Raw genomic sequence first — 17,952 nt, 5'->3', positions numbered from 1 at the left:
GGTGGGTGATGACGGGATCGAACCGCCGACATTCTGCTTGTAAGGCAGACGCTCTCCCAGCTGAGCTAATCACCCTTCACGTTCGGTGTGGCGCGCATTCTACGGAGCGACCCTACCTCTGGCAAGCACTTTTTTAATTAATTTTTTCATGCCTTCCAAAGGCTTAGAGAAGGGTTGGCCTATGGCACCGCGAGGACAATAATGCCTCCCTTTGTATAAAGGAGAGACTCACCCCATGTGGTTCAAGAACCTGCTTATCTATCGCCTGACCCAAGATCTGCCTGTTGATACCGAGGCGTTGGAAACTGCACTGGCCACCAAACTGGCGCGTCCATGTGCAAGCCAGGAGTTGACCACCTACGGTTTCGTCGCGCCATTCGGCAAGGGCGAAGATGCACCGCTGGTGCACGTCAGTGGCGACTTCCTGCTGATCAGCGCCCGCAAGGAAGAACGTATTCTGCCAGGCAGCGTCGTGCGTGACGCGGTCAAGGAAAAGGTCGAAGAGATCGAAGCCGAGCAAATGCGCAAGGTCTATAAAAAGGAACGCGACCAGATCAAGGATGAAATCATCCAGGCCTTCCTGCCGCGCGCCTTTATCCGCCGCTCCTCGACCTTCGCCGCCATCGCGCCGAAACAGGGCCTGATCCTGGTGAACTCGGCCAGCCCGAAACGTGCCGAAGACCTGCTGTCCACCCTGCGTGAAGTGATCGGTACCCTGCCGGTGCGCCCGCTGACGGTAAAAATGTCTCCGACCGCGACCATGACCGAGTGGGTCACCACTCAGAAAGCCGCGGACGATTTCTTTGTGCTGGACGAGTGCGAACTGCGCGACACCCACGAAGACGGCGGTATCGTGCGTTGCAAGCGTCAGGACCTGACCAGCGAAGAAATCCAGCTGCACTTGAGCACAGGCAAAGTCGTCACTCAGCTGTCGCTGGCCTGGCAGGACAAGCTGTCCTTCGTCCTCGACGACAAGATGGTGGTCAAGCGCCTGAAGTTCGAAGACCTGCTGCAAGACCAGGCGGAACAGGACGGTGGCGACGAAGCCCTGGGCCAACTGGATGCCAGCTTCACCCTGATGATGCTCACCTTCGGCGACTTCCTGCCGGCGCTGGTTGAGGCATTGGGTGGCGAAGAGACTCCGCAAGGGATCTAAAGTCTGGTGGTTTTACTGTAGGAGCGAGCTTGCTCGCTCCTACAGGGGTCTTGTGCTGCTACTTAATAATAAGGATCAGGCCATGCGCGCACTGGCTGCGTTGAGTCGTTTTGTCGGCAACACCTTCGCTTACTGGGTACTGGTTTTCGCCGTGGTGGCGTTTCTGCAACCGGCATGGTTCATCGGCCTCAAGGGCGCCATCGTGCCGCTGCTGGGGCTGGTGATGTTCGGCATGGGCCTGACCCTCAAGCTCGAAGACTTCGCCGAAGTCGCTCGCCATCCCTGGCGCGTGGCCTTGGGCGTGGTCGCACATTTCGTGATCATGCCCGGCGTGGCGTGGTTGCTCTGCCAGGCGTTCCATCTGCCGCCCGAAATCGCCGTCGGCGTGATCCTGGTCGGCTGCTGCCCAAGCGGCACCTCGTCGAACGTGATGACCTGGCTGGCACGCGGCGATCTGGCCCTGTCGGTGGCCATCGCCGCCGTCACCACCCTCCTCGCCCCGTTGCTGACCCCGGCCCTGATCTGGTTGCTGGCCTCGGCCTGGTTGCCGGTGTCGTTCATGGAGCTGTTCTGGTCGATCCTGCAAGTGGTGCTGCTGCCGATCGTGCTCGGCGTCGTTGCCCAGCGCCTGCTCGGTGATCGGGTTCGCCACGCGGTGGACGTGTTGCCGCTGGTGTCGGTGGTCAGCATCGTGATCATCGTCACAGCCGTGGTCGCCGCCAGCCAGGCGAAGATTGCCGAGTCCGGCTTGCTGATCATGGCGGTGGTCATGCTGCACAACAGCTTCGGCTATCTGCTGGGCTACTTCACCGGGCGCCTGTTCAAGTTGCCATTGGCTCAGCGCAAGTCACTGGCGCTGGAAGTCGGCATGCAGAACTCAGGTTTGGGGGCAGCCCTGGCCAGTGCGCACTTCTCGCCGCTGGCGGCGGTGCCGAGTGCATTGTTCAGCGTGTGGCACAACATCTCCGGGGCGTTGCTCTCGACGTATTTCCGTCGCATGAGTGAGAAAGAAGACCGGAGAATCGCTGCTCAACAAGCCATCGACTGATGCCTGAACTTGATCACCCGGTTAATGCTGGGCACTATATTGCGCAACGCGAGGACGACCTCGCGGCTCAATCGAGTCATTAATCTGGGGACGACCCCGTCAATCGATGGAGGTCTTTGATGTCCTGGATCATTCTGTTTTTCGCCGGCCTGTTCGAAGTCGGCTGGGCAGTCGGCCTGAAATACACCGACGGTTTCAGCCGCCCTCTCCCCACCGCACTGACCGTTGCAGCCATGGGCGTCAGCCTTGGCTTGTTGGGCCTTGCCATGAAGGAACTGCCGCTGGGCACGGCCTATGCGATCTGGACCGGTGTGGGTGCCGTCGGCACGGTGATCGCCGGGATCATCCTGTTTGGCGAGTCCATGGCGCTGGTGAGGCTGGCGAGTGTGGCGCTGATCATTACCGGACTGGTTGGGCTCAAGGTCAGCGCGTAAGCCTCTGACGCCATCGCGGGCAAGCCCGCTCCCACAGGGTTTGTGTTGTGCCAAACACAGAAGGCACATCACCAATCCTTGTGGGAGCGGGCTTGCCCGCGATGAGGCCCGCACGAACAACTTTTATCTAACGGCCCCGCGCAACTCCCCCACCAACTGCTGCAATCTGGCCGGCTCCGCCACCTCCACTGCCACCGCCGGCCCGGCCACCAACGTCACCCGCGACCACAATCGGCGAAACAATCCTTTATTCGGATCGCGACTGAAGAAACTTCCCCACAAACCCTGCAAGGCCAACGGAATCACCGGCACCGGTGTCTCTTCGAGAATCCGCTTCAATCCGCCCTTGAACTCGTTGAGCTCGCCATCGGCGGTCAGTTTGCCCTCGGGGAAGATGCACACCAGTTCGCCGTCCTTCAGATACTGCGCAATGCGCGTGAAGGCCTTTTCATAGATCTGGATGTCTTCCTGGCGCCCCGCGATCGGAATTGTCCCGGCCGTGCGAAAGATGAAATTCAACACCGGCAGGTTGTAGATTTTGTAATACATCACGAAGCGAATCGGCCGACGCACCGCCCCACCAATCAACAAGGCATCGACGAACGACACGTGGTTGCACACCAGCAGGGCCGCGCCTTCATCGGGAATCAGATCCAGGTTGCGATGCTCCACGCGGTACATGGAATGGCTGAGCAGCCAGATCATGAAGCGCATGGTGAATTCGGGGACGATTTTGAAAATGTAGGCGTTGACGCCGATGTTCAGCAGCGACACCACCAGGAACAGCTGCGGAATCGACAATTTGACCAGGCTCAACAAGACGATCGAGACAATCGCCGACACCACCATGAACAACGCATTGAGAATGTTGTTGGCGGCAATGACCCGCGCCCGCTCGTTCTCGGGGGTGCGCGACTGAATCAGCGCGTACAGCGGCACGATGTAGAAACCGCCGAAAATCCCCAGGCCGAGGATGTCGATCAATACCAGCCAGGTGTGGCCAAAGCCGAGAATCTCGAGCCAGCCATGGCCCTCGACGCTGTCCGGAATCCCGCCGGAATGCCACCACAGCAACAAGCCGAATACGGTCAACCCGAAAGAGCCGAATGGCACCAGGCCAATTTCGACTTTGCGTCCGGACAATTTCTCACACAGCATCGAGCCCAGTGCGATACCCACCGAGAACACCGTCAGAATCAACGTCACTACAGTCTCGTCGCCGTGCATCCACTCCTTGGCATAGGCGGGGATTTGCGTCAGATAGATCGCCCCGACAAACCAGAACCATGAGTTGCCGACAATCGAGCGCGACACCGCCGGGGTCTGCCCCAGGCCCAGCTTCAAGGTGGCCCAGGACTGGCTGAAAATGTTCCAGTTCAGGTGCATCTGCGGCGACGTCGCGGCAGCCCGAGGAATGCCGCGGCTGGCCAGGTAACCCAGGACGGCAATACCGACGATGGCCATCGAAACGATGGGCGCATAGTGACTGGACGACATCATGATCCCGGCGCCGATGGTCCCGGCCAGGATCGCCAGGAAGGTGCCCATTTCCACCAGACCGTTGCCACCCACCAGCTCTTCTTCGCGCAAGGCCTGGGGCAGGATCGAGTATTTCACCGGCCCGAACAGCGCCGAATGCGTGCCCATGGCGAACAGCGCTACCAGCATCAGCGACAAATGATCGAACAGGAAACCCACCGCGCCGACCGCCATGATGACGATTTCGCCGAGCTTGATCAGGCGGATGAGCGCATCCTTGGCGAACTTCTCGCCGAACTGCCCGGCCAGTGCCGAAAACAGAAAGAACGGCAGAATGAACAGCAGCGCACACAAATTGACCCAGATCGAACGATCACCTTCGATGGTCAACTTGTAGAGGATGGCGAGGATCAGTGACTGCTTGAAGATGTTGTCGTTGAATGCCCCGAGGGACTGTGTCACGAAAAACGGCAGGAAACGCCGTGTGCGCAGCAAGGTGAACTGTGAGGGATGACTCATCTTCCGTGTCCCTGATTCAGGTGTGAGTGGCGTGGATACATTTATTGGAATGTCGCACGTCGATCCAGGCCACACATTACCTAATCTTTGCCGGTTATTTCTTCAATCCTGCTATGCACGGCGAGACAAACAGCTCACCGCGCCAGGCGCCCTGCACGGTGCGTTTGGCGACGATCAGCCACATCACGGCCAGCAAACTCACCAGCACACAACCGAAGACACTGAAAAACGACAGGTGCAAGGTGCTGGCCAGTTTCAGCGTTGCCAGGGAATAGACGCCCAACGGAAAGGTGAACCCCCACCAGCCGAGGTTGAAAGGGATGCCTGCGCGCAGATAGCGCAGAGTGATCAGCACAGCCATCAGCATCCACCACAGGCCAAAGCCCCACAGTGTGATCCCGGCAACCAGCCCCAGCCCGGCAGCGATCCCACCGATACCCGGCAAACCGTTGGCGGCAAAAATGACCGGTGCATCGGCACCCAACAGCAACATGCCCAGCGCCCCCGTACCAATCGGCCCGAGTGCCAGCCAACTCGAAGCGGCCATGTTTTCGTGAGGCAGTTTATGCAGCGCCATGCGCAGCAACAGAATCGTCAGAATGCTGAACGCCACGGGCAGGGAAAATGCCCAGAGCACGTAGCTGGTCACCAGCACCACCAGTTGCGAGTGGGCATCGACCAGATGCGGCGCCAGCAGGCCACCACTGGCGGCCGCCACTTCCGCCGCCACCACCGGCAACAGCCAAACCGCGGTCATTTGGTCGATGCTGTGTTCCTGGCGGGTGAACATCAAGTAGGGAATCAATACGCCGCACGCTAAAGACATCGCCACATCCAGCCACCACAACGCTTCGGCCACCTGGATCACGCCTTCGCCAAAACGCGGCAGGCCAAATACCAGAAAACCGTTGATGATGGTCGCCAGGCCCATGGGAATCGTGCCGAAAAACATCGAAACCGTGGAGTGGCCAAAAATCCGCCGGGCCTCATCGAAAAACAACACCCAGCGCGCCGCGTACAAGGCTGTGAACAAGGCGAACAGAACGATGTTGAACAGCCAGAGCGCTTCGGCGAGAGCGCGCAAACCGGGACTGGCGACGGGCAATTGTGCCAACGCCAACGCCAGCACGCCGGTGCCCATGGTGGCGGCGAACCAGTTCGGGGTGAACTGGCGAATGACTTCGCGCGGGTGCTGCAGGTGGCTGAACGGCTTGATACCGGGCTTGATGGTGTTGGGGCATGTCATGGTGAACTCCTGTCCTCGGGCGAGGTGGAACTCATCATAGATCCAGATCGAATATCGATATAACGGGTAATTTCTCTATGAGTTATCTATTTCACAGATAATCCGTCAGACACTGCCTTCTGTTTCTATCACCAGAATTCGCGCCGGCCCCACGGGATGTGCCACGTGTTCAGTGCCCACCGACGCATAAAAAATGTCTCCGACCTCCAGCAGTGCCTCGCGCTCGCCCCCCTCTTCGCGGTAGCGCATCTGCACTTGCCCATCGAGCACCACAAACACTTCCTGGCCGTCGTTGATGTGCCATTTATAGGGCTGATCAGTCCAGTGCAGGCGCGTGGTAATGCCGTTCATGTTGGCAATGTCCAGCGCGGCCCAGGCACGCTCGCCGGTAAACGATTTGCTGCGGATGATCTTCATGGTCAGATCCTTCGAATGAATGGGCAGCATTAAATGCCGTTTTCCTATGGCTGGCCAGTAGCGCTGCAAGCGCCGGAAGAGCGCCGAAGCCAGTGCGCCAGCCATGCACCCAAGGCCAGGAGGATCAGCACGACCCCATAACCCTCGGTGGTCGCCACCAGGCCAAAGGTGCGGGCCAGGTTACCGGCCAGCAATGCCGGCAGGCAGAAGGCCAGGTAACTGAGCACGTAGTACGCCGACATCAGACCGGCGCGCTCATGGGGCAAAGCCAACGGCACGACGCTACGCAAAGCCCCCAGGAAACCGGCTCCAAAGCCACAACCGGCAACCAGCGTACCAAGGAAGAACAGCGGCAGACTGGCACCGTGCGCCCCCAGGAGAATCAGGGCAACCCCCGTTGCCAACGAACCGGCCCCCAACTGTAATGCCCTGCCGGCAGGCCAATTGCGCAGGATGAAAATCATCGAAGCACCGGTCAATGTCAGTACGGCAACGGTCGCGCCGCCAATCAGGTTCGAGGTCGAGCCCGTGGCGGTGCGCACCAACGAAGGCGCCAGGGAGGCGTAAAAACCACCGAGCGCCCAGGTTGCGGTATTGAGCGGCAGCACCCGCCACAAGGTCGAGCGCGCCTGAACCGGCACGTGCAGGGTTGGCCGCAATGACGCCCATGCCCCTGGCTGACGCGAGACAGTTTCCGGCAAACGCCAGACATACAACGCCTGCATCACAAACAACACGAGCAGCAGCCAATACGTCAGGTGTAACGGAGCCGGGGCAAATTCGGCGAGCAAACCGCAACCCATGCCACCCAGCGCCATGCCGATCAAGGGTGCCACGCTGTTGATCAGCGGCCCCTGCTGGCGATCAGTGTCCAGCAGCGTGGCGCTCAACACGGCCGTCGCCATCCCGGTGGCGAAGCCCTGCAGGACACGTGCACTGATCAGCCAACCGACGCTGTCGGCCTGGATAAACAGCAGCATCGCGACAATGTTCAGCAGTACCGCAGTGAAAATGACCGGTTTGCGTCCAAGGTGGTCCGACAGCGACCCCACCGTCAGCAACGCGACCAGCAGACTGAGGGCGTACACCGCAAAAACAAGCGTCAGGATGGCGGCCGAAAACTGCAGTTGCTCCTGGTACAGGTGGTACAACGGCGTGGGTGCCGTGGAGGCGGCGAGAAAACTGAGCAAAGTGATTGCCAGGAACCACAGGCTTGCACGGTTTGAATGAGAACTGGACATGGGCACACTCCGCAAAAGCTAATTTTTTGCTTTTGCGGAGTGTGCTACCGCCTCGCTCTTAAAGCAAATTCTTTGTGTTAAGGTCCGAAACAGGTTTTTCAGGATCGAGGCGACTGCGGGTTGGCAGGCTTCGACGCGAGACAGGAAAAAGGTGATGACAGCTCCGACTTTACGTCCCGGCGGCCGTAGCGCCCGGGTGCAGGAATCCATTCACAAGGCCGTGCGCGAACTGCTCGAAGAACAGGATCGAGCCAGCGTGACCGTGCCGCAGATCGCCACGCGCGCGGGCGTTACGCCCTCGACCATTTATCGGCGTTGGGGAGATCTGTCGGCGCTGCTGGCGGACGTCGCCCTCGCCCGCCTGCAACCGGAAACCGAGTCGGCCAATACCGGCAGCTTGTCCGGCGACGTGCGTGCCTGGGCAGAACAGTACCTGGACGAGATGAGCTCCGCCCCCGGCCGCAACATGCTGCGCGACGTGCAGTCGAGCCTCAAGCCGAGCTATTGCGCGACGATCATTGGCGGGCAGCTACAGACAATTCTGGATCGCTACCCGGATCAGCCCCACCCCGGCGTCGACCGGCTGATCAACATGGTGGCTGCGCCTATCGTGTTTCGCATTCTGTTCTCCGAGGCACCGCTGCAGGTCGAGGAATTGCATCAACTGATCGACATTGCGTTGAGCCAGTAAGGTCGCCATCGCGAGCAAGCTCGCGAGGGGGCCGGCACGCACCACAAAAAACTGGCTACCCCTCCCTCACCCTGCGGCACCCCGCCGCGCCACGACCTTGGTCGACACTGACTAACCCCGGCCATCGTGCGAGACTGTCTGTCCGGGCGGGACGGCCCGGGTGTCTTTGGTTGTCGGGAGTTCCCATGTCGTTGTCCAGCGGGCTGATTGCCGCCGTCGCCCTGGCCTATATGGCCATCATGTTCGCCATCGCCTTTTACGGTGACCGTCGCAGCGCGCCGCTGCCGCCGCGCGTGCGTGCCTGGGTGTACAGCCTGTCGCTCGCTGTCTATTGCACGAGCTGGACCTTCTTTGGCGCAGTGGGCCAGGCCGCTGAACAGCTTTGGTCATTCCTGCCGATCTACCTCGGGCCGATCCTGCTGCTGGTCGGCGCACCGTGGGTGCTGCAAAAAATGGTGATGATCAGCAAGCAGGAGAACATCACTTCGATTGCCGACTTCATCGCCGCCCGCTATGGCAAATCCCAATCGCTGGCGGTGGTGGTGGCGTTGATCTGCCTGGTCGGCGTGTTGCCCTACATCGCCCTGCAACTCAAGGGCATCGTGCTCGGGGTGAACCTGCTGATCGGTGCCGGTGCCGATGCCATGGGCGTTCGAGCACAGGACACCGCGTTGATCGTGTCGCTGGTGCTGGCCCTTTTCACCATCGTCTTCGGTACCCGCAACCTGGATGCCACGGAACACCATCGCGGCATGGTGCTGGCCATCGCATTCGAATCGCTGGTGAAGCTGTTCGCTTTTCTGGCGGTCGGCGCATATGTGACTTACGGCCTGTATGACGGTTTCGATGACCTGTTCGACCAGGCCATGCTCGCCCCGCGCCTCGAGGAATACTGGAAGGAAACCGTCAACTGGCCATCGATGGTGGTCCAGACTGGCGTGGCGATGATGGCGATTATCTGCCTGCCAAGGCAGTTCCATGTGACCGTCGTGGAAAACATCGACCCTCAGGACTTGCGCCTGGCCAAATGGGTATTCCCGGCCTACCTGGCATTGGCGGCGCTGTTCGTCGTGCCCATTGCGCTGGCGGGTCAGATGCTGTTGCCGAGCTCGGTACTGCCGGACTCCTTCGTCATTAGCCTGCCACTGGCCCAAGCGCATCCCGCCTTGGCCCTGCTGGCGTTCATCGGGGGGGCATCGGCGGCGACCGGCATGGTGATCGTGGCCAGCGTGGCACTGTCGACCATGGTCTCCAACGACATGCTGTTGCCGTGGCTGCTACGCCGCAACAACGCCGAGCGCCCGTTCGAAGTGTTCCGCCAGTGGATGCTCTCGGTACGCCGGGTGAGCATCGTCGCCATTTTGCTGCTGGCGTACGTCAGCTATCGCTTGCTCGGCTCGACCGCGAGCCTGGCGACCATCGGCCAGATCGCGTTCGCCGCAGTGACCCAACTGGCGCCGGCCATGCTGGGCGCGTTGTACTGGAAACAGGCCAACCGCCGCGGCGTGTTCGCCGGCCTCGCTGCCGGGACCTTCCTGTGGTTCTACACCCTGATCCTGCCGATTGCCGCCCTTAGCCTGGGCTGGTCGTTGAGCAGTTTTCCGGGGCTGGCGTGGTTGCACAGCAACCCGCTGCACTTGCCTATCACGCCACTGACCCAGGGTGTGGTGCTGTCCCTTGCCGGTAATTTCACCCTATTCGCCTGGGTCTCGGTACTGTCACGCACACGGGTCTCGGAACACTGGCAGGCCGGTCGCTTCATTGGCCAGGAAATCAGCGCCCGCCCCAGCGCACGCTCGATGCTGGCCGTGCAGATCGACGATTTGCTGCAACTGGCTGCACGTTTCGTCGGTGAAGAACGCGCCCGCCAGAGCTTCATCCGGTTTGCCTACCGCCAGGGCAAAGGCTTCAATCCGAACCAGAACGCCGACAGTGATTGGATCGCCCACACTGAACGCTTGCTGGCAGGTGTGCTGGGGGCCTCGTCGACGCGCGCCGTGGTAAAAGCCGCCATCGAAGGTCGGGAAATGCAACTCGAAGACGTCGTGCGCATCGCCGACGAAGCCTCCGAGGTGCTGCAGTTCAATCGCGCGCTGCTGCAAGGGGCGATCGAAAACATCACCCAGGGCATCAGTGTGGTCGACCAGTCGCTGAAACTGGTGGCCTGGAACCGGCGCTACCTCGAGTTGTTCAACTACCCGGATGGCCTGATCAGCGTCGGCCGACCGATTGCCGACATCATTCGCTACAACGCCGAGCGCGGCCTGTGCGGCCCCGGCGAAGCCGAAGTGCACGTCGCCCGCCGCCTGCACTGGATGCGTCAGGGCCGCGCGCACACTTCCGAACGATTGTTTCCCAATGGCCGAGTGATCGAGCTGATCGGCAACCCGATGCCTGGCGGTGGTTTCGTCATGAGTTTCACCGACATCACCGCGTTCCGCGAAGCCGAACAGGCGCTGACCGAAGCCAACGAAGGTCTGGAGCGACGGGTCACCGAACGCACCCACGAACTGTCGCAGCTCAACGTGGCCCTGACCGAAGCCAAGGGCAACGCCGAGGCGGCCAACCAGTCGAAAACCCGTTTCCTGGCCGCCGTCAGCCATGACTTGATGCAACCGTTGAACGCGGCGCGGTTGTTCTCCGCCGCCCTGTCCCATCAGGAAGACGGCCTGTCCGACGAGGCGCAGAAACTGGTCCAGCACCTCGATAGCTCACTGCGTTCGGCCGAAGAGCTGATCAGCGATTTGCTGGATATTTCCCGCCTCGAAAACGGCAAGATCAATCCAAACCCCAAGCCGTTCGCGCTCAACGAGTTGTTTGACACACTCGGTGCCGAATTCAAGGCGCTGGCGCGGGAACAAGGGCTCGAGTTTCGCGTCCGGAGCAGCAAGCTGCGCATCGACAGCGATATCAAACTGTTGCGCCGAATCCTGCAGAACTTCCTGACCAACGCTTTCCGCTATGCCAAGGGCCCGGTGCTCCTGGGGGTCCGCCGGCACAAGGGCGAGTTGTGTCTGGAGGTGTGGGACCGTGGGCCCGGCATTCCTGAAGATAAACAGCAGGTGATTTTCGAGGAGTTCAAACGCCTCGACAGTCATCAGACCAGCGCCGAGAAAGGCCTGGGGTTAGGCCTCGCCATTGCCGACGGCTTGTGCCGCGTACTAGGACACACCCTGCGCGTTCGCTCCTGGCCGGGGCACGGCAGCGTTTTCAGCGTCAGCGTCCCGCTGGCCAGGGCGCAAACCGCGCAGCCGGCCAAGCCTGCGGAACTCAACGGCAAATTGCTCAGTGGCGCGCAGGTGCTGTGCATCGATAACGAGGACAGCATCCTGATCGGCATGAACAGCCTGCTGACCCGTTGGGGTTGTCAGGTCTGGACTGCACGCAATCGCGATGAGTGCGTGGCATTGCTCAATGAAGGGGTGCGTCCGCAACTGGCGTTGGTGGACTACCACCTCGACCACGGCGAAACCGGCACGGAGTTGATGGCCTGGCTGCGCACCCGATTGGGCGAGCCTGTGCCGGGCGTGGTGATCAGTGCCGATGGACGACAGGAAACGATGGCCCAGGTGCATGCGGCGGGACTGGATTACCTGGCCAAACCAGTGAAGCCGGCGGCATTGCGGGCGTTGTTGAGCCGGTATTTGCCGTTGTAGTGTTTGGCGGGCGCGATGGTGCGCGCCCATCGCTATCGCGAGCAGGCTCGCTCCCCCATTCGAACGCATTCCCTGTGGGAGCGAGCCTGCTCGCGATGCTGTTTGGCTACTCTGGCAATTCGACCAACCCGTCCACATCGGTCATCGCCCGCTCGAGCAAATCGGCTGGCAGGCTCTTGCTCGCCCTCGCCCCCAGCAACTTCAGTTGTTCACTGCGGCTGACCAGATTGCCGCGTCCCTCTGTCAGCTTGTTGCGCGCCGAGCTGTAAGCCTTGTCCAGTTGCTGCAGGCGATTGCCGACCTCATCCAGATCCTGGATAAACAACACGAACTTGTCGTACAGCCACCCGGCTCGCTCGGCGATTTCCCGCGCATTCTGGCTTTGACGCTCCTGTTTCCACAGGCTGTCGATGACGCGCAGCGTCGCCAGCAAAGTGGTCGGGCTGACGATCACGATATTGCGGTCGAACGCTTCTTGAAACAGCGTCGGCTCAGCCTGCAGCGCCGCGGAAAAGGCCGCTTCGATCGGCACGAACAACAATACGAAATCCAGGCTGTGCAGGCCGTCGAGACGTTTGTAGTCCTTCCCGGCCAAACCTTTAACGTGATTGCGCAGGGACAGGACGTGTTGCTTGATGGCGATCTGGCCGATGGCCTCGTCTTCTGCGGCAACGTACTGCTGATACGCCGTGAGGCTGACCTTGGAGTCGACCACCACTTGCTTGTCGCCCGGCAGGTAAATGATGACGTCCGGCTGGAAGCGCTCGCCGTCCGGGCCCTTGAGATTGACCTGGGTCTGATACTCGCGCCCTTTTTCCAGCCCGGCATGTTCGAGCACTCGCTCGAGGATCAGTTCGCCCCAGTTACCCTGCGTTTTCTGCCCTTTCAATGCGCGGGTCAGGTTGGTGGCTTCGTCACTCAGTCGCAGATTGAGTTGCTGCAGACGCTCCAGCTCTTTGGCCAGCGAGAAGCGCTCCCGGGCTTCAGCCTGGTAGCTCTCTTCGACGCGTTTTTCAAAGGACTGGATGCGTTCCTTCAGTGGGTCGAGCAATTGCCCCAGGCGCTGTTGACTGGTTTCGGCAAAACGCTGTTCACGCTCATCGAAGATTTTCCCCGCCAACTCGGCGAACTGCGCCCGAAGCTCGTCTCGCGAGCCTTGCAAGTCATTGAGGCGCTGCTGATGGCTCTCCTGCTGTTCGCGCAGCTCTGCGTTGAGCGAGGCGGCCAAGGCATCCAGACGACGCAGTTCGGCGTCTTTTCCGGCGCGTTCGATATTCCAGGCGTGAGCGGCATCGCGGGCATCGTCACGTTCGATCTGCAGCAGTTCGACTTCACGGCGCACAGCGGCAAGGTCGGCCTGCTTGGCGGAGTTGGCCTGGCCAAGATCCGCGATTTCATCGCGACAGGCTTCAAGTTGGGCGTTCAAGCCATCCTGAGCCAGATTCGCCGTGGACAGGCGCTCTTCCAATAGCGCCACTTCTGCCTGTGCGCTGCCCGCTCGACGTTGCAGTTGCCAGGCCAACACCAGCAGCGGCAGTGCAGCGCCCGCCAGACCGAGCAATGCGCTGGTCAAGTCCATAGCCATAGCCATTCCTGCCATTGAAATAAAGCTTGAAGGTTAACCAAGGCGTCAGGTCTTGGACAGCTCAGTCTTCAATCAGCCCCAGTTCCCTTTGCGCGCGCAAATCACCGGCACGCGCGGCTTGGCGCAACAGGTCCTGGCCAATCCGTCGATCCCGGGCATTACCACACTCCCGACACATCAGTTGACCGAGGCGGCTTTGCGCGGCCACGACACCCTCACGCGCCGGCTGCTTGAGCAAACGCCCGGCAATGTGTTTGACGTTGGGGTTTTCGCCCAGGCGTGGGCTATCCAATAACCACTCGGCCACACGCATCGAAAAGCGCTTGGGTGGGACAACAATGGAAGGTTTGGCGGGAGAGGAAATGGAATGTGAACGAAACTTCATAAAGCACTGTGGGGCAGATCGGAAGGCGCGCCACTCTACTCTTTTTTTCTTACAGGTAAAGTCGAAAAAACGCAGCACGCCCGTCCTAGAGCAAGCGCTAGGGACAATCCACAGAAGCTGTGGATAACTCAGTGGACAACCGCCCCTGAACTCTCGCAAAGCCCTATGGAATGGGGCTCGCAGTCAAACTGACGATTTTTTCACCAGTAAAAAAAAGCGATGTTTTTCATTGACTTAAATTTTGGTTACAGGCACCCACTGCGATTGAAGGCTGGATGACAGTGAAGTGACAGACTGCGCAACTTATGTGCACAAGTACCTTATTGACGGTTATATCAGCGCGCTCTTTCGGCACGTTTTGTCAGCGAAATCGGGGATAAACTGTGACAATTCCATGACCAGGGCGGGTTCTGACTGGTTGGATTTCCACCGCCGCCGGTCGGATTGCGGGCTGTTTCAGGGCGTACCAGGAGGGTATCAGCACCGATCCAACGTCCTGCGGGAACGGTATTGAACGTCGCCCTCAATCTTTTTTGCTATCACACTTCCCTTCGCCCATTCAATCAGTTAGTATCCGCGGCGTTAGTACCAAGCTGAAAGTCAATTCTGGTCGAACAAATCCCCCCGGACAGCCTTCCCAAACGAAGCCTCCACCGAACAAGCGGGATCGACCACCTCGATGGTTTCCAGGTAACTCTTGCGCCAACACAGCCTTTGAACCGTAAGCAAAGGGTGTTGCCAGGCTCATTTACTCTGACCGAACCAACCTGCAAATTGATCAGGATCTTCACCCCGGGCCCAGAACCTTTGCCCTTGATGTGTTGCCTGCCCTCCTAAGTACCTACCTGCCAGCCCAAGCGCGCCAATTTATCAGCGCTTCAAACTGGCTGCTTTGTTCCAGTCGGGTTCTTCGTTCGACCAATGGTGGTTGTCGTCACTGGAACGTTATAATTTTGCACGGTTCTTATCCGTGTCGCTTGTAGGAACACCAATGACTATGTCTACTCAAATCCATACCCAGGATGCCATTCGCACCCTAACCAACGCTTTTGCACCAATGAACTGCCTGATCATGGCCGCTCGCAAAGGCTGTTTCAGCTTCACGCTGGTCAACGAACACGGCATCGCCCGTCATAGCGAACGCCTGTATCCGGATCAGTACTCCAGCGCCGAACCGCTGCAGGCTGTGATCGATCGTACCCGTCAGGCACTGGTTGCCTGAGACGCCAGCAAGGCTGAAACACCAAAAGCCCCGCACACAAAACGCGGGGCTTTTTGTTGCTCGACATTTCACCTGACGTGAATACCGATTAAGCACTAACCGATATAACGGTTATAACTGGCAGCCGTAAATATTTTAAAAACAGGCCTTTACGTCGCGAATATGACACTACACTTCAACTCAAGCGGCTTGTTCCGCTTCCGGCGAGCCTGAGTCGATCCACCGCTGCCAAGGCCTTTCAGGTATCGCCGCCCATTTCGAGTTTCGAGGGTTTTATGGGTATCGCTGCCAGCGAACTGTGCCGCTATGTGATCCGCCCGACATTGATCTACCTTGGACGCCATAGCGCAATTGCCGAATCTCTGTTGGTGGGCATTGCCGCCAGCCAGTCGGCCCTGGGTTCCGCCCTGCATGACCGCCGTGGACACGGCCTCTACCGAATCGCCGAACCCCGTCATCAGGCACTCTGGGACCACTATCTGGCACTCGATCCCGAACGCGCCAGCCTGGTCCGGGGCCTGGCCAGCCAACATGCTTTCCTCAGCGGCCCGCACCTCGAATTGACCGTCAACCTGCGTTACGCCACAGCCATCGCCTGGCTGCTGGTCGAAGAACAAAACACTCCCCTCCCTGAAGCCGACGACCTGCTGGGAATGGCGCGAATCTGGCGCCAGACCTTCCACCCCCAAGGGCGCCTGAGAGACTTCACCTACGCGTGGCAGACCTGTGTTTCACCGCTGAATCAAGTGGCCTGCTGATCACCCTGGATCCAAAAATCGCCCATCTGGTCGCGAATCTGGTCGGATTGTCCTACAAAACCGCTCTAAATCAAGCGATACAGCCTATGGCGCCCGGACGAAAATGTTGGTAATCTCCGCCCCGGTGATCTCCAGGAGTTCTAATAATGAAAAAAGTAATGCTCAAAACCACCATTAGCCTCGCCGTTGCCTTGGCATCCACCCAAATCTTCGCAAGCGGCTTTGCCCTCAACGAACAAAGCATCAGCGGAATGGGTACTGGTTATGCCGGGCGCTCTTCTTCTGCCGAAGATGCAAGTACAGTTTTTGGCAACCCTGCCGGTATGGCCCGCCTCAAAGGCCAGCAAATCACCGGCGGTATCGCAGCGATCGACGCCTCGACCGATATCAGCGATACCAGTGGCCGTTCAAGCGGAACCAACAAAGGCGATATGGTTCCGTTCACTTCAGTACCGATGGGTTTCTATACAAATAAACTCAACGATGAATGGGCTGTCGGTTTTGGTGTCTACGCTCCGTTCGGGCTGATTACCAACTACGAAAACGGCTTTCAGGGCCGCGCTTTCGGCAGCAAGAGCGAAGTCAAAGTCGTCACTCTGCAACCAACCGTCAGTTACGCGTTCAACGACAAGGTGTCGATCGGTTTTGGCCCTACCATCAACCGGATTACCGGCACCCTGGAATCGGACATTGCTCTCCCAGTCCCACGGTCTGGCGACAACAATGTTGAGATCAAGGGCGACGATACAGCCTTGGGCTGGAACGCCGGCATCCTGGTGCAAGCCACCGACACCACTCGCGTGGGCCTGACCTACCACTCGAAAGTGAACTACAAGCTCGACGGCCACACCGATGTGACGGCTGGCGCTGGCGTGCCACCTCAGCTGCTCAAATCCAACCGTTACGATGCCTCGCTGAAGCTCGAAACACCTGAGTCCTATGACCTTTCCGTGACTCAAGATTTGAATGATGCCTGGAAGCTCTATGCCGGTGCGACTTGGACTCGCTGGAGCCGCCTGAAAGACATCACGGTCAACAACGACGGCGTAACCGCACAAAGCGGCGGTGCCCTCGCCCCACAAATCCTTGGCACCATCAAGGAAGACCAGAACTGGCATGACACCTGGGCCTACGCCGTGGGTACCTCCTACCAGTTGAACAAGCAGTGGACACTGCGTACCGGTCTCTCCTTTGACCAGTCGCCCACCAACAACACTGATCGTTCGCCACGCATTCCTACCGGTGACCGGACGATTTTCAGCATCGGTGCAGGCTTCAACCCAACCGACGACTGGACCATTGATGTGGCTTACTCCTACCTCAAGGAAGAATCTGTCACTGTCAAACGCGCTAACGCTTTGGGTCAGTCCTACAACGCCAAGTACGAAAACAGTGCAAACGGTTTCGGTGTCGGTGCAACCTACCGCTTCTGATGATTCACGGCGGGCCTGAACCGCTTGCCACCTGAATCAAAAAAGCCCCGCTCTCTTGCACAGAGGCGGGGCTTTTTAGTGGGCATCGATCAGGGAGCGGAAGCGGGAGGCGGTGAAGCCAGAGCCTTCTCTACTGCCGCGATGAAATCGGGATCATCGGGTTTGGTCAGGCTGGAGAAATTGGCGATCACCTTGCCCTGACGATCGACCACGTACTTGTAGAAATTCCACTTCGGCGCGCTGGACTGCTCGGCGAGCACCCGGAACAGGTGCGTCGCATCGTCACCGCGGACTTTCTGCGGCTCGGTCATGGTGAAGGTCACGCCGTAATTCACATAACAGACCTTGGCCGTCTCGGCACCGTCCTTTGACTCCTGTTTGAAGTCATTGGACGGCACACCGATCACCTCCAGCCCCTGATCCTTGTAACGCTGATTCAGTGCTTCAAGGCTTTTGAACTGCGGGGCGAAGCCACAAAAACTGGCGGTATTGACCACCACCAATGGCTTGCCCGCGAAGCGCTGGCACAAGTCGATGGATTCCTTGGCGCGTAGTTTGGGCAGCGAACCTTCCAACAGCGTCGGGCATTGTGCGGCCTGAGCCAACCCGGTAAACGCGACCAGTAATGCAGGTACCGCCAGCCAGCGCATCAACATGTCAGGGCTTCCTTATAAGTCGTCAG

General features: G+C 59.4%; 15 protein-coding genes and 1 tRNA gene. 8 read left to right on the top strand and 8 right to left on the bottom strand.

Annotated features, from left to right (window positions below; all coding sequences use genetic code 11):
* Nucleotides 1–2: 2 nt before the first annotated feature.
* A tRNA-Val gene (locus AC1Q6D_RS17535) sits at nucleotides 3–75 on the bottom strand.
* 160 nt (nucleotides 76–235) lie between these two features.
* On the opposite strand from AC1Q6D_RS17535, the gene rdgC reads away from it, so the two are divergent.
* The 3 genes from rdgC to sugE all read left to right on the top strand — a co-directional run bounded on the left by rdgC (nucleotide 236) and on the right by sugE (nucleotide 2,638).
* Nucleotides 236–1,156: a recombination-associated protein RdgC gene (gene rdgC / locus AC1Q6D_RS17530; RefSeq protein ID WP_103402556.1), complete on the top strand. Its 921-nt coding sequence runs from the start codon at nucleotides 236–238 to the stop codon at nucleotides 1,154–1,156.
* 82 nt (nucleotides 1,157–1,238) lie between these two features.
* Nucleotides 1,239–2,204 (top strand): bile acid:sodium symporter family protein, encoded by a 966-nt coding sequence (locus AC1Q6D_RS17525; protein WP_103402555.1) that lies wholly within the window; start codon nucleotides 1,239–1,241, stop codon nucleotides 2,202–2,204.
* Between the two features lie 119 nt (nucleotides 2,205–2,323).
* Complete coding sequence (gene sugE, locus AC1Q6D_RS17520; RefSeq protein ID WP_090324109.1) at nucleotides 2,324–2,638, top strand: quaternary ammonium compound efflux SMR transporter SugE; 315 nt, start codon at nucleotides 2,324–2,326, stop codon at nucleotides 2,636–2,638.
* 123 nt (nucleotides 2,639–2,761) lie between these two features.
* On the opposite strand, the gene AC1Q6D_RS17515 is transcribed toward sugE, so the two are convergent.
* From AC1Q6D_RS17515 to AC1Q6D_RS17500, 4 genes are all read right to left on the bottom strand, one after another.
* Nucleotides 2,762–4,636, bottom strand: a complete 1,875-nt coding sequence (locus AC1Q6D_RS17515; RefSeq protein ID WP_103402554.1) for an MFS transporter — start codon at nucleotides 4,634–4,636, stop codon at nucleotides 2,762–2,764.
* Between the two features lie 94 nt (nucleotides 4,637–4,730).
* Nucleotides 4,731–5,882 (bottom strand): TDT family transporter, encoded by a 1,152-nt coding sequence (locus AC1Q6D_RS17510; protein WP_103402553.1) that lies wholly within the window; start codon nucleotides 5,880–5,882, stop codon nucleotides 4,731–4,733.
* Nucleotides 5,883–5,987: 105 nt separating this feature from the next.
* Nucleotides 5,988–6,299, bottom strand: coding sequence for a cupin domain-containing protein (locus tag AC1Q6D_RS17505; protein ID WP_178083084.1), 312 nt, complete (start codon nucleotides 6,297–6,299; stop codon nucleotides 5,988–5,990).
* A gap of 44 nt (nucleotides 6,300–6,343) precedes the next feature.
* A complete protein-coding gene (locus AC1Q6D_RS17500) occupies nucleotides 6,344–7,540 on the bottom strand; it encodes an MFS transporter (protein WP_103402552.1) in 1,197 nt (398 codons plus the stop codon).
* 154 nt (nucleotides 7,541–7,694) lie between these two features.
* Between AC1Q6D_RS17500 and AC1Q6D_RS17495 the strand changes: the two genes are divergently transcribed.
* Both AC1Q6D_RS17495 and AC1Q6D_RS17490 read left to right on the top strand, forming a co-directional pair.
* Nucleotides 7,695–8,231: a TetR/AcrR family transcriptional regulator gene (locus AC1Q6D_RS17495; protein WP_103402551.1), complete on the top strand. Its 537-nt coding sequence runs from the start codon at nucleotides 7,695–7,697 to the stop codon at nucleotides 8,229–8,231.
* 185 nt (nucleotides 8,232–8,416) lie between these two features.
* Nucleotides 8,417–11,887, top strand: coding sequence for a hybrid sensor histidine kinase/response regulator (locus AC1Q6D_RS17490; RefSeq protein WP_103402550.1), 3,471 nt, complete (start codon nucleotides 8,417–8,419; stop codon nucleotides 11,885–11,887).
* Between the two features lie 106 nt (nucleotides 11,888–11,993).
* On the opposite strand, the gene AC1Q6D_RS17485 is transcribed toward AC1Q6D_RS17490, so the two are convergent.
* Both AC1Q6D_RS17485 and AC1Q6D_RS17480 read right to left on the bottom strand, forming a co-directional pair.
* Nucleotides 11,994–13,472 (bottom strand): DNA recombination protein RmuC, encoded by a 1,479-nt coding sequence (locus AC1Q6D_RS17485; RefSeq protein ID WP_103402549.1) that lies wholly within the window; start codon nucleotides 13,470–13,472, stop codon nucleotides 11,994–11,996.
* Between the two features lie 61 nt (nucleotides 13,473–13,533).
* Nucleotides 13,534–13,857: an SEL1-like repeat protein gene (locus tag AC1Q6D_RS17480; RefSeq protein WP_081997930.1), complete on the bottom strand. Its 324-nt coding sequence runs from the start codon at nucleotides 13,855–13,857 to the stop codon at nucleotides 13,534–13,536.
* 997 nt (nucleotides 13,858–14,854) lie between these two features.
* Between AC1Q6D_RS17480 and AC1Q6D_RS17475 the strand changes: the two genes are divergently transcribed.
* The 3 genes from AC1Q6D_RS17475 (at nucleotide 14,855) to AC1Q6D_RS17465 (ending at nucleotide 17,270) form a co-directional block, all read left to right on the top strand.
* Nucleotides 14,855–15,079, top strand: a complete 225-nt coding sequence (locus AC1Q6D_RS17475; RefSeq protein ID WP_003214941.1) for a hypothetical protein — start codon at nucleotides 14,855–14,857, stop codon at nucleotides 15,077–15,079.
* A gap of 275 nt (nucleotides 15,080–15,354) precedes the next feature.
* Entirely contained in the window at nucleotides 15,355–15,837 is a 483-nt protein-coding gene (locus AC1Q6D_RS17470; RefSeq protein WP_103402548.1) for a hypothetical protein, read from the top strand.
* A gap of 146 nt (nucleotides 15,838–15,983) precedes the next feature.
* Entirely contained in the window at nucleotides 15,984–17,270 is a 1,287-nt protein-coding gene (locus AC1Q6D_RS17465) for an OmpP1/FadL family transporter (protein ID WP_103402547.1), read from the top strand.
* Between the two features lie 89 nt (nucleotides 17,271–17,359).
* Here the strand turns inward: AC1Q6D_RS17465 and AC1Q6D_RS17460 are convergent, their stop codons facing one another.
* Complete coding sequence (locus AC1Q6D_RS17460) at nucleotides 17,360–17,926, bottom strand: glutathione peroxidase (protein ID WP_103402546.1); 567 nt, start codon at nucleotides 17,924–17,926, stop codon at nucleotides 17,360–17,362.
* Nucleotides 17,927–17,952: the final 26 nt, after the last annotated feature.

The organism is Pseudomonas sp. MT92 (assembly GCF_058792515.1).
Note: the sequence above shows the minus strand (reverse complement) of the source record. Positions and strands in the feature narration are given on the sequence as shown.